Genomic DNA, 16,912 nt, shown 5'->3' on the forward strand with positions numbered 1-16,912 from the left:
GGCGTTGTAGTTCTGGCCGTTGTAGAAGCTCGACCCGCCGGCCGTCTTGTAAAGCAGCGACCACGCGTACTTGCGACCCTTGAACGACGGGTCGATGAACACCGGATACACGGTGCCGTCAGCGTCCAGGAGACCGCGGTCGGCCTTCAGCGTCAGCGTGCCGTCCGCGAAGGACGCCCCCGCCACCGACAGGTGCGCGCCCTCCGCGCCCGCCAGACCCGCAAGTCCCAGCGTCGGGTGGTTCTTGGCCGCGGCCGGGGCCTTCCACGCCGCGGTGTCGTCCGTGGTGCGGACCTTGCCGGACGAATCCCACATCAAGGGCGACGGCGAACCGGCGACCTCCTCGCCCTGGCCGTCGCGCGCCGACAGCGCACCGGACTCCGCATCCAGCACGAACGACAGATCGGGTGAGGCCAGCCGGTAGTTCAGTTCGGCCAGCAGCGGATCGGCGGCCGCCTTCTTGTCCTTCACCACGAGGAGGTGCGAGTAGCCGCCGTCCTGGGCGGTCATCAGCAGGTCGATCCCCGGCCGGACGTTCTCGTACAGGGCCCGCGGCCCGTCGATCACCGGAGCGGGCAATTCCCCCGGCCAGCTCACCGACATGTCGTGCCCGTCCACATTCAGTCGGACGAGTTCGGTCCACGCCGTTCCGGGTGCGTCCACCGTCAAAGCGGAACGCACCGCAGCGCGCGAAGCCCGGTCACCGGCGGCCGGCGAACCGCCGCTGAAGAAGACCTTTCCGTTCACCGCCTTCGCGGCGAATCCGCCGTCGACCTTGGCGAGCGAGGTATCGACCGGCTTCCACTGGTCACCTACTTTGGCTCGGATTGCGGAACTGGAAATGCTCTTCCTGAATGCCCCGTCGCGCTGCGCCCACGTGGTCGTGTTCGGCGTGCGGTCCGCCGTCACTTCGACTTCCTTGCCGGACTCGGCGGCCAGCTTTCGTGCTTCCGCAGCCGAGACCGGCGCCCCGGCCGCCTCGGCGACCGGCCTCTTCTCCCGCTCGGGGGCGGCGCCGCCACCCCCGAAGTGCACACCAACCGGAACCGCCACGGCCACCGCGAGCAGCGCGGCAACACCACCCATGGCCTTCCGCCGCCGGGACCAGCTTCGTCCCGAAGTGACAGATTTCGGTGTTGCTGGAGCTATTGGCGGACTTTCATCCATGGATTCGCTCATAGTCACAGTTGCCCTCTCCCCCTCGGGCGCATGCTCCGCGACCCTCGGTACTGACGAACGATTTCTGCCACCGGCCTGCGTCCGAAGGGCTCGCTCCCCGCTCACCCATCACGCAAAGCGTGTGCGAGCAGAGCATGGACCATCGCTCTGACCTCGTCACTCCTTGCTTTGAATTCAACGTGTGTGACTTGGGGCCGATTTATGCAGATCGCCCCGCCCTGAGGCGGCGGAAAAGTGACAAAGCACACATCGAAACAAAGGCTTGGATTTCGCTGCCATCTGCCCACAGAATCTGCTTGATATTTGCCAATTCCCTGCCTGCCGTGCGCCCATGGCCGCGGAGGCAGTACGTGGGGGGGTCCACATGTCGCCGTTCTCGGCGAATAGCTTCCGCCTGCCCGGAACCAGAAGGGCGCGGAAGAGACGCGCGCACCTTGCCGGGCATGTCGGCATCACGCTGTCCGTGATGCTGGCCGCTTCGCTCCTGCCCGTCCAGGCCTGGGCAGCGCCACCGGGCGACCGCACCGGCGTACAACTGCCCGGACTGCAGCAGGACATCAAGGCCAAGCTCGACAAGGTCGAGGCCGCCAAGCTGGAGGGCTGGGCCGGTACGCCGGCGCCACCGCCTCCCGGGTACGAGCCTTCGAAAGTGACCCCGCCCGTCGGTGGCGCGGCCAACGTGGCACTGGCTCCGAACGCCGACGGCCAGCTCGTCCAGGCCGGTTCCCTCCCGGTGAGCATCGGCAAGGCATCCGCGACCGAGACCGATCCGACGCCGCCGGCCCCCTCCGGTACCTGGTCGGTGGAGGTCGCGAGCCGCACCGTGACCGAGGCCGCCAATGTCGACGGGGCCCTGATCAAGGTCACGCCGCCTGCCGAGGGGTCCACTCCGGTCGATGTCCAGCTGGACTACAACCAGTTCAAGGACCTCTACGGCACCGAATGGGCCACCCGTCTGAAGCTGAAGCAGCTTCCCGCCTGCTTCCTGACCACGCCCGACCTTCCGGAGTGCTCCGCGTCCAAGGACGTGCCGAGCACCAACGACGCGGCCGCCGGCACCGTGCGTGCGACCGTCGACCCGGCCACGACCCCCGGTCAGGGGCTGCGGACCATGGCCGGCGACGGCGGCGGCCCGATGGTGCTGGCCGCCTCCGACGGCGGCTCCGGCGCGGGCGGCACGTACAAGGCGACGTCGCTCTCCCCGTCCGGCTCATGGACGGCGGGCGGCAGCGGCGGCGGATTCTCCTGGACCTACCCGCTGACCGTTCCCGCGCCCCCGGCCGGGCCGTCACCGCAGATCGCGTTCTCGTACTCCTCGCAGGCCGTTGACGGCCGGACCTCCGTGGCCAACGGACAGGCCTCGTGGATCGGTGACGGCTGGGGATACGAGCCGGGCTTCGTCGAGCGCCGGTACCGCTCCTGCTCGGACGACCTGAAGGCCGTGCCGAGCAAGCCGAACAACGACAACGCGACGGACAAGAAGAAGGGCGACCTGTGCTGGGCGGGTGACAACGTGGTGCTGTCGCTCGGCGGCTCCACCACCGAGCTCGTCCACGACACCGCGACCGGCGCGTGGGTCCCCGCCAACGACGACGGTGCGAAGGTCGAGCGCCTGACCGACCCGAACGTCGCCAACGGCGCGAAGGACGGCGAGTACTGGGTCGTCACCACGCGCGGGGGCACCCGCTACTTCTTCGGCCGCCACGATGTCGACGGCGCCGGCAGCCGCCCCGTCACCAACTCGGTCCTGACGGTACCCGTCTTCGGCAATCACCCCGGTGAGCCGTGCTACCAGGCCTCCTTCGCCGCTTCCGGCTGTGAGCAGGCCTGGCGCTGGAACCTTGACTACGTCGAGGACGTCCACGGCAACGCGATGATCATCGACTGGAAGAAGGAGACCAACCGCTACGCGAAGAACGCCGGCATCAAGGCGTCGGTCGAGTACGCGCGGGCCGGCTACCCGACCCAGATCACCTACGGCTTGCGCCGTGACAACCTGTCCGGACCGCCCGCCGCCAAGGTCGAGTTCAAGGTCGACGAGCGGTGCATCGAGGAAGGCACCACCAAGTGCGGTGACGCGCAGTTCGAGTCCAAGAACTACGGCGACAAGCAGCCGTGGTGGGACACGCCTTCAACGCTGCACTGCAAGGCGGGCGTCGACTGCTACAACGCGGCACCCACGTTCTGGACCCGGCTTCGGCTGACCAGCGTCGCCACCTACGGTCAGCGCACCTCCGGCGCCACGACGCTCTCGCTCGTGGACCGCTGGAACCTGACCCAGTCGTTCCCTAAGCAGCGCACCGACACCCACCCGCCCCTGTGGCTGGAGTCCATCAGCCGCACCGGGTACGGCACGGCGAAGGACGAGGCCGGCAACCAACTCGGCATCTCGCTGCCGCCGGTGTCCTTCCTCGCGAACGTCCAGGACATGCCCAACCGCGTCGCGACCGGCCCCAACGACGCCACCCCGGACTTCGACCGGCTGAGAGTGGAGACCATCCGCAACGAGACGGGTGGCGAAACGTACGTCGACTACTCCGACCCCTGTCCCGTCGGCGGCACGCACCCGTCGCCGGAGACCAACACGACCCGCTGCTTCCCCATGCACTGGTCACCGGACCGGGACCTGGAAACGCCCCCGCTGGAGTGGTTCAACAAGTACGTCGTCGACAAGGTCGTGGAGAAGGACCGCGTCGCGCGTCAGCCCGACGTCACCACGGCCTACACCTACGAGGGCGACGCCGCCTGGGCCAAGGACACCGACGTGTTCTCCAAGCCCGAGCTGCGCACGTACAGCCAGTGGCGCGGCTACGCCAGCGTCGTGGTGAACACCGGAGTGACCGCCAATACGGGCAAACCGGATGCCACGGAGCAGGCCCAGACCCGCACCCGGTTCTTCCGCGGCATGTCCGGAGACGCCGGTAGACCGAAGATCACCGTCAAGGATTCCACGGGCACCGAGGACCTCGGCGAAGACGTACTGCAGCTCCAGGGCCAGACGGCCGAGAGCATCACCTACACGAAGGCCGGGGGCCAGGTCTCGTCACGCGTGCTGAACTGGCCGTGGCTGCAGAAGACCGCCTCCCAGCCCAGGGACGGCACCACACCGCTGGAAGCCTTCCGGAGCGACATCGCGCGCACCGAGGCGACACGGGCGATCAGCGGCGGCCGCACGCAGAAGGTGCGCACCCTGCGCGCCTTCGACACGACCTACGGGCTCCCGCTGACCTCACAGTCCGAGGTTCTCACGCCCAACGGCACGGGCTGGACCACATCCAACCAGCAGTGCGTGACGGTCACTTACGTCCACAACACCGCCAAGAACCTGGTCGGTCTGGCGCAACGCACCCGTGCCACCGAGGGCGACTGCACCGCATCGGCCACGGGCCGGGTCGTCAGCGACACGCGCGCCTCCTTCGACGCCCCGAACGCCTTCGGTGCGACGCCGAGCCGGGGACTCCAAGTCCAGACCGACACCCTCGACGCCGCGGGCACCGGCTGGATCACGCAGTCGCGTACCGACTACGACGCCCTCGGGCGTCCCGTCAAGGAATACGACGCCGCCGGAACCGCCACGGGAACCAGCTACAGCCCCACGACCGGTGCCGTCTTCTCCACCACGATCACCAACGCGCTGGGCCACACAGCCACGGCGCAGTTCGACCCCGGGCGCGGCAGCGTCCTGGAGACCGCGGACGCCAACAACCGCAAGACCAGCTCGGCCTACGACGCCCTGGGGCGGATCACCGCTGTCTGGACGGCCTCGCGCAAGCAGGGCACGGACAAGCCCGTCCGCACCTTCTCCTACCAGATCTCGGAGCAGCAGCCGCCGGTCGTCACGACCGGCGCCCTGCAGGACGACGGCAGCTACGCCCAGGCAGTGACCATCTACGACGGCCTGTTGCGGCCGCGCCAGAGCCAGGCCGACTCCGCGGGCGGAGGCCGTCTGATCTCGGACACCCTCTACAGCGCGAACGGAACCGTCAGCCAGACCAACAACGCCTACTACGCCGAGGGCGCACCGAACGGGAAGATCTTCGTCCCGGAGAGCGTCTTCCAGGTCCCCAACTCGACGAAGGCGGCGTACGACGGCCTCGGCCGGCAGGTGCGGACCACCACGCTCTTCGCGGACGTACCGCAGTACACGTCGACCGTGCAGTACGAGGGCGACTACACCCTCGCCCGGTCGGCCATGTCCGCGGACGGCAGCACCCCGCTCAAGGGCAGCCGCGCCTCCAAGTCCTGGACCGATCCACTCGGCCGTACCTCGGCGATCGAACACGCCACCTCGACGGACCTGACCACCTGGAACAGGACCACCTACGCCTACGACGCCCGGAACAAGCTGACCACGGTCACCGACCCGGCCGGCAACAAGTGGTCCTACGAGTACGACGCCCGAGGCCGCCAAACGGCCGCGCAGGACCCGGACGCGGGACGGTCGGAGTTCGGGTACGACAACCTCGACCAGCAGATCTGGGTGAAGGACTCCAGCGGCCGCACCCAGTACACGAACTATGACGTGCTCGGCCGCAAGACCGGGCTCCGCGACAACGCCGCCGACGGCCCGCTGGTCGCCTCGTGGGCCTTCGACTCCCTTCCCGGCGCCAAGGGCATCGCGGTGTCCTCCACGCGCTACGAGGGCGGCGCCGCCTACAAGAGCGAGATCACCGGATACGACGCCGAGTACCGGCCGACCGGATCCAAGATCACGATCCCGGACGTGCCCGGCACCAAGGGGCTCGCCGGCACCTACAGCTACAGCACCGCCTACACCCCGACGGGCAAGGTCCGGTCGACCACCCTGCCGGCGACACCCGGCGGCCTGGCCGCCGAGAAGGTGATCACCCGCTACGACTCCGACGACATGCCCAAGACCATCTCGGGCCTGTCCTGGTACACGGCGGACGTCGTCTACGGTCCTCAGGGCGAGGTCCGCCGCACGGCTTCGGGCAATGCGCCGAACCGGGTGTGGACCACCAACCAGTACAACCCGAATACGGGTCAGCTCACCAACCAGATCAGCGACCGCGAGACCGCGGTCAACCGCATCAGCGACGTCTCGTACAAGTACGACCCCGCCGGCAACATCACCTCGGTCACCGACACCCAGCCCGGCGGCCGCGAAGAGCGCCAGTGCTTCGCGTACGACCCGATGGGCCAGATGACCAAGGCGTGGACCGGCAAGACCGCCGCGTGCACCGGACCGAGCCTGAGCGACGTCACGGCCGGTCCTGACGGTGACGGCTACTGGCAGGACTACCAGTTCGACCCGATCGGCAACCGCACCAAGCTGATCGACCACGACCTCACCGACTCGGCGCTGGACGACGAGACCAAGTACACCTACGGCGTCACCGTCCCCGGGAACGGCGCACTGCCGCCCACGACCACCCAGCCGCACGCCCTTTCGAAGACCGAGAAGACCGTCAAGAAGGCCAACTCCACGGTCAACTCGCTCTCGACCTACGAGTACGACGCCTCGGGCAACACCAAGAGCCGCAAGATCGACGGCGACACCCAGGCCCTGACCTGGGACCGGCGCAACAAGCTGACCGCGGCCACCAGTCCCGGAATCGGCGCGGTCTCCGTCATCGGCATGGCCGGCAAGTGCCTCGACGTCCAGTCGGGTTCCGTCACCGACGGCACTCCCGTCCAGATCTACCCCTGCAACGAGACCAGGGCCCAGCAGTGGAAGCTGAGCGGCAACACCGTCCAAGCCCTGGGCAAGTGCCTGACGGCCGACGGCCTGTACGCGCGCCTGGCGACCTGTGACGGAAGCACGAAGCAGGCGTTCACCTACCGCCCCGGCGACAAGACCCTCTACAACGCGGCGGCCAACGCCTGCCTCACCGTCCCCAACGACAACCCCGCGGACGGCAACGACCTCCACATCTACGCCTGCGCCGCGGGCGGTGTCCCGGCCCAGCAGTGGACCTTCGACACCACCACCACCTACATCTACGACGCGGCCGGCAACCGTCTGATCGAGGAGACCGGAAGCTCCCGGACCCTCTACCTCGGCGAAGCCGAGATCACGGTCGACAAGACCGGCCGGGCCATCGACGCGGTCCGCTATTACAGCGGCCCCGGAGTCACCACCGTCCGCACCACCTACGGCCAGCCCACCGGCCACAAGCTCACCGTCCTGCTGGCCGACCACCACAACACGGGCACGGTCTCGGTCGACCAGTCCGCCGGCCAGAAGGTCACCCGGCGCAAGACCGACCCGTACGGCAACCCGCGGGGCGCGGTACCGAACGACTGGCCCGGCAGCCGCGGCTTCCTCGGCACCGGCAACGACGACTCCGCGACGGGCCTGACCCACATCGGTGCCCGCGAGTACGACGCGACCAACGGCCGCTTCCTCTCCGTCGACCCCGTCATCGACATCACCGACCCGTTCCAGATGAACGGCTACCTCTACGCCGGCGCCAACCCCATCGGCGGATCGGACCCCTCGGGCCTCTTCTGCGACGGGTGCAGCGTCAACAACCCGGGCAGCGTCTGGAACCAGGAGAAGCGCACCAGTTACTGCGACGGATGTAGCGTCAACAACCCGAGCAGTGTCTGGAACCGGGACCGCGGTGGCCCCTCCGGGCTCAGCGGCACTCCCACCTACAGCAAGCCCAGCGGCGGCGGGAAGAACGGAACCAGCAGCCTCAGGATCCACTTCGTGGACCGGGATCTGCCGACCCAGGAGGATCTGTACAACCGAAATCCCGTCGCATATCCCAAGAACAAGAGCTACGAGGACAATCTCCATCAATGGGCCTATGGTCTGTGCACGGGCGCCTATGACGGAAATGAGGGTTTCTGCACCGTAGCCGCCAAGATCGGACTGTCGACTCCGGCCCCCGGCGACTGGATGGAAGCCCTCGGCATTCGCAACCTGTATGAATGCGTCACGGGCGGGGAGCGTTGCGGCGCGGCGGTCGCCGATGTGGTCGTCGCAGTCGTCAGCGCCGGAGTGGGAATGGCCCTCAAGGAAGGAGTTCAGGGAGCCAAGGCGGCACGCGCGGCAGGTACGGCAGGTGCGGTAGGCAGGGAAGAAGCGGGGATCGCCATCACGTGCAGCATCCTCACGAACAGCTTCGTCGCGGGAACACTGATCCTGATGGCAGACGGCGCCTACGAGGCCATCGAGGACGTGAAGGCCGGGGACAAGGTTCTCGCCACCGATCCCGAGACCGGAGAAACGGTTCCTGAAACCGTTACCGCGGAGATCTTCACGAAGGACGACAAGGAATTCGTCGACCTGACCATCTCCACGCAGGACGGCAACCGGGTCATCACCACGACGGAGCACCATCCGTTCTGGTCCGACTCTGCACGCGCCTGGACCGACGCAGGCGCTCTGAAGTCGGGAGAAGCCCTCCGCGTCGCCGACGGCGAGAACGTCCCCGTGGTCGGCTCGCGCAAGTACGCGGCCCAGCAGGTCACCTACAACCTGACGGTCTCCGACCTGCACACGTACCATGTGCTGGCGGGCTCGACGCCGGTCCTCGTTCACAATTCGGGTTCGTGCGATGTCCCGCTGAAGTCACTGCACCCAAAGAGTTCGCTCGATAAGAGTTCGCTGGAGTTCTGGGACAAACAAGATACGGACGACATCACCTTCTCCTTGCGGCCGGGAGCACATGAACCACTGATCGCCAAGCCGGACGGAACGATCATGAACGGAAACACCAGAATCGCAGTTCTCAGGTCGCGAGGATACGACGTCGATTCATTGCCTCGTGAGGCCTATGGCGGCAATCGACCAATGACGGACGAAGATTTCTGGGACATGGACCAATGAACATTCAGAATCAATTTCTGACGATCCTGAACTCGGAGTCCAAGGCGGCGTTCCTGCTGGCCATGGGGCATCGACTCGGCATTTCGGCGCGCGATATCTTCACCGAAGACGGATCGCATGCGTTGCGGCAGGCTCAAGCCTGCAACGAGATGATGATCTCGATTTGGTCACAGGTGTGGGCGATCAAGGAGCCGCAACACAACGGCTACCCGGACGCCGATTTCCTTTCAGTCCTGCTGGGCAAGGCCGACTCAGGAAACGCGCGGCCACATCTTCGGAATGCGATTGAAAGCGCATTGCTTTCAATACGAGACCCAAGGGTGGAAGATCAGCCCAGCTCCGATGGGGCTTGAAGCTCCCAAGGGTGAAATAAGCGGACGCTGAGGAGCCCCGCCGGAGAATTTTCCGGCGGGGCTCCCGGGGTTCTTGACGGAAACGGTGATTGCTGCGCGCCGGCAGGAGCGTGCCGGAAGGGATTCCCCCAGGGGACCCGGACCGGGTGTCTGTGTACCTCGCACGCATGGCTCGGGCCCAAGGGAATGAAGAAGAACGCCGGGCACGACTACGGCAGGCTGTTCCAGTGCCAACCTGAGCGATGACGACATCGACTTCCGCTGGCTCCGGGTGAAGCTCCAAGAGGGCTGGACCATGGCGCCGGCGAGGCGGCGGGCATCGGCACATGGCTCGAGCGGGACTGATCCGTCGGGAGACCGCCAGCGCACGGAACGCCCGACCGGTTCTCCGGTCGGGCGTTCTGCGTTCGTGGTGTGCGGTCCGGCTGCGACAAGCGGCGAGGACTGTTCGGGCAATGGCCGACCGGTCAGGGGCGCTTGTTCACCTGCTCCGTGAGCTTGCCCTTGCGCAGGGTGAGGATGCGGTCGGACTGGGCTGCGAGGTGCTGGGAGTGGGTGACGACGACCACGCACTTGTTCTGCTGGTGGGCGAGGTCGCGGAAGGTGTCGATGATGCCCTGGGCGGTGTCCTCGTCGAGGTTTCCGGTGGGTTCGTCGGCGAAGAGGATGTCGACGTCGCAGGCGAGCGCCCGGGCGATGGCGACGCGCTGCTGCTGGCCGCCGGAGAGCTGCATGACGTTGCGGGTGGCCATCGCCTTGTCGAGGCCGATGTTCTCGAGGAGGTGCAGGGCGCGGGCCTTGCGGCTTCCGGTGGCGGGTTTCGCGCCGGTGATCTCCATGGCGGTGGTGACGTTCTGGAGGGCGGTCATGTAGGTGAGGAGGTTGTACTGCTGGAAGATCGTGGCGGCGTGCTTGTTGCGGTAGCGGCCGAGGCCGAGTTTCGTCAGGTCCTGCCCGTTGAAGGTGATCGTGCCCTGGGTGGGGGTGTCGAGGCCGCTGGCCAGGGAGAGCAGGGTGGTCTTGCCGCTGCCGGAGGGGCCCAGGATCGTGTAGAAGGTGCCGCGTTCGAAGGAGTGGTCGACGTCCTTGAGGACGGTGGTCCTGCGGCGCTGGCCGGCGTAGGTGTGGCTGACGCCGGCCAGGCGCAGGACCGGCGGGGCCGCGGTCTCGGGGGTCGTGGCGGGGGTGGTCATGGCGGGTCACTTGCCCTTCGTGAGGATGGTGCGGGGGCTCAGCCGCAGGACGGACGCGGCCGGTATGACGGTGGCCAGGAGGCCGATGCCCAGCCCGATGCCGCCGACCGCGGCGAGGTCGGCCGGGTCGAGGGCGACGGTGATCTTGTCGATGGGGTCGGCGTTCTGCACGGGCTGGTCGTTCCAGTCGATGCCCTCCCCGAGCCCGGTGCTCCCGGGGGCCGGGGGCTTCCAGGAGCCGAGCTTCTCCGCTGCCGCGGAGGCTTCCTTGCCGAGCAGTGCCTGGCCGGCGCTCTGGGTCAGCTGCGGGGCGAACAGGGAGCTCACGCCGATGGCGACGGCGGCCACGAGTACGATCTCCAGGACCTGCTGGGCGATGAGCTTGCTCTTCTTCTCGCCCATCGCGAGCAGGACGCCGTACTCGGTGCGGCGCTGCTTGACGGCGAGGTTGACCAGGAGGGCGAGTACGGCCGCCCCGGCGAGGCCCATCAGCCACATGGCGACGGTGGCCGTGGAGCGGATGCTCTTGAGCGGGCCGGTCATCTGCTGGACGGCCTTGTCGTTGGCGTCCAGCTTGAAGCCGGTCAGCCCCTTCCCCGCGAGCTGCTTCGCCCCGCTCTTGAACGCGTCCTGTTCCTCGGCGTCGTTCAGGAGGAAGGTGGCCTTGCTGACCTTGCGCGGCCCGTTGCTGCCGGAGTCGAGCGCGGCGAGGCCGCCGACCGATCCGTAGAGCATGTTGGCGGGGCTGATGCCGAACTCGGGGTCGGCGTCGGTGGTGGGGCGCGGGTCGCGGTAGATGCCGCCGATGGTGAACTCGCCGGTGGTCTTCTCGTCGTTGCCGGTGAGGGTGATCCTGTCGCCGGCCTTGAGGCCGTTCTGCTTGGCCAGGCGCTCCTCGATCAGGAGCTGCTTCTTGTCCTTGTCGGCTGCCGTGATGTGCGCACCGGAGACCAGGGTGGACTTGCCGCTGCGGAAGTCGGGCAGCAGGGAGGAGTCCAGGACGCCCATGCCCAGGGTGCCGCCGGGGCCCAGTCCCATGGAGTCCTTCGCCCCGCTGTCGACCACCTTGTTCTTGCCGGTCAGCAGGACGCGGTCCCACATGGAGTAGGTGTACTTCTGCACCTGGGGCAGGGAGCCGATCTTGTCGACGGTCGGGGCCTCGATGCTCGGTGCCTGGAGTTGGGCGGAGTTGCCCATCTGGCTCATGTCCAGGTCGAGGTTGACCTCGGCGCCGACGGAGCGCTTGGCGTCCTTCTCGGCCCGGGCCGTCGCGCCGTTGATCAGAACGCCTGCCAGCACCATCACGGAGATGACGAGGAAGGTGGCCAGGGTGATCAGGGTGCGGCCCTTGCGGGCCCACAGGCTGAGCCCCGCGCGTTTGACGAAATTCATGGGAATCGGCTCTCTCGGTCCGTACCGGCGAAATGGGTGCCCGGCGAAAAGGGATCGGATCGGTTATTCGGTGTCGCTGAGGATGGATCGGGGGTGCAGCCGCAGGATCCCGATGCCGGGGATGACGGTGGAGACCAGCGAGATGCCCAGCGCGATGCCGGCGACCTTGCCGACATCGGCCGCCTCGACCCGCACCGTGGGCGGCGCGATCTCGGGGTCCTGGGCCCGGGGCGCGGACACCGGCTTGTCGGCTTGGCCACCGAGGAAGGCGTCACCCGCGGACTGTCCGCCCAGGGCGCCGGCCAGGGCGGCGAGCGCGACGGCGGGCAGGACCACGGCCGCCACCTCCACGGCGTGCTGGCCGATGAGCTTCCACTTCTTCTCGCCCATCGAGAGCAGCACTCCGAGTTCGGAGCGGCGCTCTCGGATCTGCAGCATCACGATCAGGCCGAGGATCAGCGCTCCGGCCAGGGCGATCACCCAGACGAGCAGGCCCGCGAAGGCGCCGACCCGCCGGATGGGCAGGACTTGGTCCTTGTACGCCTTGTCGTTGACGCGGAAGTCGAGGCCGCTCCTGCCCAGCAGCCGCTCGGTGTCGGCGTGGAGCTGCTGCGCCTGGTCCGGCGAGCCGATCTTGAACACGGCCTCGCTGACCGGCGCGGTACCGGCGGCGAGTCTCTGCGCGGTGCCCACCGGTACGTACAGGGCGTTGCCGGGGAGTTCGTGCGGCGCGACCCACACCGTCGGGTCCTGCGCCGGGTCCTGGTAGATGCCGACGACCGTCACGGGCGTGGTCTGCTTGCCGTCCGCGGAGCGCACCCGGAGGGTGTCGCCGACCTTCAGCCGGTTCCTGTCGGCAAGGCGCTGTTCGATCACCCCGACGTCGCGGCCCGCGTCCTCGGGGGTGATGCCCCGGCCCGCGGTGAGCTTCGTCGAGCCGTACGAGAAGGGCAGCAGCATGCCCGAGTCCCGTACGCCGTTCACGGCCAGCTCGCCCGTCGCCTTCTCCCCGGCCGCCCCTGTGCCCGGCTCCGGGGCCTTGGAGGTCAGCGGTGTGAACTCCTGGGCTCCGGCCCGCACCCGGATCTGCGCGTTGTAGCGGTGCACCGTGCCGGAGGCACCGATCCGGTCGGCCAGGGCCGGGGTGAGGCCGTCCTTGCGGACCGTCACGTCGACGCCGATGGTGCGCTGTGCGTCGGCCTCCTGGCGGGCGGCGGCGGCCTGCAGCAGGAAGCCCCCCAGGAGCAGGGTGCAGATGACGAGGAAGATCGCGAGCAGGGCGGCGGTCTTGGACTTTCGGGCGCCAAGGCTCGTCCCGGCACGCTTGACGAAGTTCATGCCCAGACGAAAGCAGCTCGTGGTTCACCGGAATATAAGCGTGTTACAGCGGCATAAGGAACTGATCTCGCGGTCCGGCCGGCCGCCCCGCCGACCAGCTCGGAACATGCGCTTCCGTGTCTTTATCCGCCTGTAATCGTGATCTTGGTTTCCTGGAGTCATGAGAGTCCTGGTAGCCGAAGACCACCGTGTCCTGGCCCGTACCATCGCCACGGGTCTGCGCCGCCAGGCGATGGCCGTGGACATCGCGGGCACGGGCGCGGAGGCCGAGCGGATGTGCCTGCTCACCGCCTACGACGTACTGATCCTCGACCGCGACCTGCCCGTCATGAGCGGCGACGAGGTGTGCAGACGGCTGCGCGAGCTCACCGACCCGCCGCGGATCCTGATGCTCACCGCGGCCGGAGGGCTCGCGGACAAGGTCTACGGCCTCACGGAACTCGGCGCCGACGACTACCTGGCCAAGCCCTTCGACTTCACCGAACTCGTCGCCCGGGTCAGGGCGCTGAGCCGCCGCACCCCCAAACAGGCCCCCGCCGTCCTGCGCTTCGGCCCCATCACCCTGGACGAGACCCGCCGCGAGGTGTCCGTGGACGGCACGCCGCTGGACCTCTCCCCGAAGGAGACCGCGGTCCTGCGCCTGCTGATGCGCGCCGGCGGAGCCCCCGTGACCCACGACGAGATCGTCCGCAGCGTCTGGGACCAGCACCTCGACACGGGGACCAACGTGGCCCGCACCACCATCAGCCGGCTACGCGGCAAACTCGGCGACTCCTGCCTCATCCTCACCGGCAAGGGCGAGGGGTACCGGCTGTGCGACTGAGCCCCCGGGCGCTGCTGAACGAGCTGCCCTTCCGGACCCGCCTGGCCCTGGCCTTCTCCGGGCTCTTCCTCCTCAGCGGCATGCTCCTGCTCGCCTTCGTCGTGGTGCTCGCACGCTACGGAACGGCCCAGAAGGTCCAGGGCATCGCGATCGCCTACGAGGACATGCCCAGCGGGCAGACCACCCGTGAACCCGCACTCCCCACCCGGCCCGACCCCGGCCACATCCCCGAACCCCCGAGCGACTTCGCGTCCATCCACAAGGTCGATCAGACGGTCCAGGCCGTCCAGGACACCGCCCTGCGCCAGATGATGCTCTGGTCCGCCGTCGGTCTCCTCGTCATGGCGCTCCTCGCCGGATTCCTCGGCTGGTGGCTCGCCGGACGCGCCTTGCGTCCCGTCGTCTCCATGACCGAAGCCGCCCGCCGGATCAGCGAACAGAACCTCCACCAACGCCTCGCGCTCACCGGCCCCGAAGACGAGCTGCACCGCCTCGCCGACACCTTCGACACCATGCTCGACCGGCTGGAGAACTCCTTCGAGAGCCAGCGCCGCTTCGTCGCCAACGCCTCCCACGAACTCAAGACACCCCTCGCGGTGCAGCGCACCACCCTCCAGGTCGGCCTCGCCGACCCCCTGCCCGACGGCCTCACCGAAGTCCGCGAAGACCTGCTCACCGCCAACCGGGAAGCCGAACGGCTCATCAACGCGCTCCTGCTCCTGGCCCGCAGCGACCGCGGACTGGAGAAGACCGAGCCCGTGGACGTTCCGGCCACCGTCCGGCTCGTGACCGCCGAGCTCACCCCCCTCGCAGCCGGGGCCGCCGTGCGCCTCGACACGAAGGCCGCCACCCCGCTGGCCGTTCCCGGCGACCCGGTCCTGCTGCGCCACCTGCTGACCAACCTGATCCGCAACGCCATCCAGTACAACCACCCGGGCGGCCACGTCCTCGTACGCGTCGACGCCTCCACCGTGACGGTGAGCAACACCGGCCCCCGCATCCCCGCCGACCGCGTCCCCGGCCTCTTCGAGCCCTTCCGCCGTCTCGACGGAGACCGCACCGCGACCACCGGCCACGGCCTGGGACTCTCCATCGCCGCCTCCATCGCCCAGGCGCACCACGCCACCCTGACGGCTCGCCCCGGTCCCGAGGGCGGACTCGCCCTCACCCTGCGCTTCCCCTGAGCACGGGCCACGGCGGCGACCGCCCTCCGCACGGCCGGGGGTACCGGAACGGACGGCATGCCGCCGCCCGCCGACTGCCCGGATCGGCGGTCGGCGGACGGCGGCGAGGGGTGGGTCAGCTGCCGGGGACGGTGTCCTTGAAGGTGGTGCCGGCGCTGCGCAGGGCCGCGACGTTGCCGGTGACCTGGGCCGGGGTCAGCACCTGGTCCTTGACGAAGTACACGTAGTCGACCTGCTGGTCGTACGAGCGCGGGGTGCTGCTCGTCTGGCCGTTCAGGTCGATCAGCCAGTGGTTGAAGTCGATGAACTGGCCGGTCTCCGGCAGGTAGGGCTCGCCGTGGCTGGCGACCTGCTGGCCGTCGATGTAGTAGGTGACGCTGGTGTTGTCGATGGTGAACACCAGGTCGTGCCAGCCGTCATAGGACTGGCGCTGCTGGCCGTGGGCGTTGACCGCGTTCCACGGGTCGGGGTTGTAGGTCTCCCAGGTGGTCTCGTACATGATGTTGCCCTGCTCGCCCCAGCCGCCGTTGGGCAGGTACTCGAAGTCCTGCTCGCTGTAGTCGGGGTCCATCGGGCGGTTGAGCGGGGTGAAGGCGAAGAAGGTCTGGTTGACGTGGTCGCCGTCGGGGCCGCCGGTCGGGGTGTCGTCGAACTTGACCCGGGCCGCGTAGGTTCCGTTCCTGAACTTCCGTGCGGTGGTCTGGAGTTCGGTCTCGCGGGTGCCGCTCGCGGTGCCGTCGGTAGTGAGCCCCAGGTTCATGACGGAGTTGCCGCCGGTGACCGGGAAGGTGATGTCGGCCGGGGACCAGGTGGCGCCGGGGACCCCGGGCCCGCCCTGGCCGGACTTGACCGTCCAGCCGTGCTGCTGGATCGCCGGGTCGCCGCTCGACGCGTAGGTGAAGTCGTCGAACAGGACCGGTGCGTTCGGGTCGTTCGGCGGGGTGGTGGGCGGCGGGGTGGTGGGGGGCGGGGTGGTGGGGGGCGTCGTGGGCGGGGTGGTGGGGTCGTTGCCGGCCGGGGGCGTGCCCCATATCAGGGCGCCGTTGGCCTCCAGGGTGACCCGGGACGAGTCGGCGTAGGAGGTCTGGGCGGCGCTGAAGGAGTAGTCGTCGGACTGGGTCAGCGTCTGCCAGTCGGCGCGGTTGAAGCGCAGCTGCATGTCGCCCGTCGACTGGCCCGGGGCGAGCGATCCGGCGCCCGCGGTGAAGGTGATCTCCAGGTAGCGGTCCGCGGTGGCGGTCGGGTTGGCCAGGGTGCCGAAGGTGCCCGTGATGTTGCCGCAGCCCTTGACCGCCCAGGAACACGCGAAGCGGTAGGTCACCGACGGGCCGTCGGACTTGAAGTAGTAGCGCAGCTTCACCTGGCTGAGCGGGACGGTGGTGGTGCCGGTGTTGGTGACCTGGAGCCAGGGCTCGGTCTGGTCGGCGGTGGCGCCGGTGGCGCTGGTGCGGTACTGGACGCTGAGCGCGTCGGCGGCGGCGGAAGCCGGCGTGGCCACCAGGGCGGCCCCCGCCAGGCCGGCCGCCGAGGCGAGGGCGATGGCGGCGAGGAGCCGGGAGTTCGGGCGCGGTCGTGCTGACACGTTGATCCCTTTCCTTGGGGGGCGGCTGCGCGGGCCGGAGCCGACGAGCCGGGGCTGCACTGCGGGG

General features: G+C 68.5%; 8 protein-coding genes and 1 pseudogene. 4 read left to right on the forward strand and 5 right to left on the reverse strand.

All coding sequences use genetic code 11. The annotated features are described in order from the left end of the window. Window positions 1-1,086 (reverse strand): annotated as a pseudogene (locus tag ACIA8F_RS25980) (VCBS repeat-containing protein); the annotation flags it as partial. Window positions 1,087-1,645: 559 nt separating this feature from the next. On the opposite strand from ACIA8F_RS25980, the gene ACIA8F_RS25985 reads away from it, so the two are divergent. Next, on the forward strand, window positions 1,646-8,980 hold the full coding sequence (locus tag ACIA8F_RS25985) for a ricin-type beta-trefoil lectin domain protein (RefSeq protein WP_399382253.1): 7,335 nt from the start codon (window positions 1,646-1,648) through the stop codon (window positions 8,978-8,980). Continuing rightward, on the forward strand, window positions 8,977-9,333 hold the full coding sequence (locus tag ACIA8F_RS25990; RefSeq protein ID WP_399382255.1) for a hypothetical protein: 357 nt from the start codon (window positions 8,977-8,979) through the stop codon (window positions 9,331-9,333). The genes ACIA8F_RS25985 and ACIA8F_RS25990 overlap by 4 nt, the downstream gene beginning before the upstream one ends. Before the next feature lie 467 nt (window positions 9,334-9,800). Here the strand turns inward: ACIA8F_RS25990 and ACIA8F_RS25995 are convergent, their stop codons facing one another. The 3 genes from ACIA8F_RS25995 to ACIA8F_RS26005 form a co-directional block, all read right to left on the reverse strand. After that, window positions 9,801-10,526 (reverse strand): ABC transporter ATP-binding protein, encoded by a 726-nt coding sequence (locus tag ACIA8F_RS25995; protein WP_399382256.1) that lies wholly within the window; start codon window positions 10,524-10,526, stop codon window positions 9,801-9,803. A 6-nt stretch (window positions 10,527-10,532) separates the two neighbouring features. Next, a complete protein-coding gene (locus ACIA8F_RS26000) occupies window positions 10,533-11,918 on the reverse strand; it encodes an FtsX-like permease family protein (protein WP_399382257.1) in 1,386 nt (461 codons plus the stop codon). A gap of 63 nt (window positions 11,919-11,981) precedes the next feature. Then, window positions 11,982-13,256 (reverse strand): FtsX-like permease family protein, encoded by a 1,275-nt coding sequence (locus ACIA8F_RS26005; protein ID WP_399382258.1) that lies wholly within the window; start codon window positions 13,254-13,256, stop codon window positions 11,982-11,984. 160 nt (window positions 13,257-13,416) lie between these two features. On the opposite strand from ACIA8F_RS26005, the gene ACIA8F_RS26010 reads away from it, so the two are divergent. After that, window positions 13,417-14,079, forward strand: coding sequence for a response regulator transcription factor (locus ACIA8F_RS26010; RefSeq protein WP_399382260.1), 663 nt, complete (start codon window positions 13,417-13,419; stop codon window positions 14,077-14,079). Further along, complete coding sequence (locus ACIA8F_RS26015) at window positions 14,070-15,263, forward strand: sensor histidine kinase (protein WP_399382262.1); 1,194 nt, start codon at window positions 14,070-14,072, stop codon at window positions 15,261-15,263. Before ACIA8F_RS26010 ends, ACIA8F_RS26015 begins: the two co-directional genes overlap by 10 nt. A 115-nt stretch (window positions 15,264-15,378) precedes the next feature. Here the strand turns inward: ACIA8F_RS26015 and ACIA8F_RS26020 are convergent, their stop codons facing one another. Continuing rightward, entirely contained in the window at window positions 15,379-16,845 is a 1,467-nt protein-coding gene (locus tag ACIA8F_RS26020; protein WP_399382264.1) for a cellulose binding domain-containing protein, read from the reverse strand. Window positions 16,846-16,912: the final 67 nt, after the last annotated feature.

Source organism: Streptomyces sp. NPDC051563, from assembly GCF_044454225.1.
Lineage (GTDB): Bacteria > Actinomycetota > Actinomycetes > Streptomycetales > Streptomycetaceae > Streptomyces.

What these genes read in the sequence shown, in the direction of transcription:
- ACIA8F_RS25985 (WP_399382253.1), top strand. Translation starts at nt 1,646, where the DNA reads ATGCTGGCCGCTTCGCTCCTGCCCGTCCAGGCCTGGGCAGCGCCACCG.
- ACIA8F_RS25990 (WP_399382255.1), top strand. Translation starts at nt 8,977, where the DNA reads ATGAACATTCAGAATCAATTTCTGACGATCCTGAACTCGGAGTCCAAG.
- ACIA8F_RS25995 (WP_399382256.1), bottom strand. Translation starts at nt 10,526, where the DNA reads ATGACCACCCCCGCCACGACCCCCGAGACCGCGGCCCCGCCGGTCCTG.
- ACIA8F_RS26000 (WP_399382257.1), bottom strand. Translation starts at nt 11,918, where the DNA reads ATGAATTTCGTCAAACGCGCGGGGCTCAGCCTGTGGGCCCGCAAGGGC.
- ACIA8F_RS26005 (WP_399382258.1), bottom strand. Translation starts at nt 13,256, where the DNA reads ATGAACTTCGTCAAGCGTGCCGGGACGAGCCTTGGCGCCCGAAAGTCC.
- ACIA8F_RS26010 (WP_399382260.1), top strand. Translation starts at nt 13,417, where the DNA reads ATGAGAGTCCTGGTAGCCGAAGACCACCGTGTCCTGGCCCGTACCATC.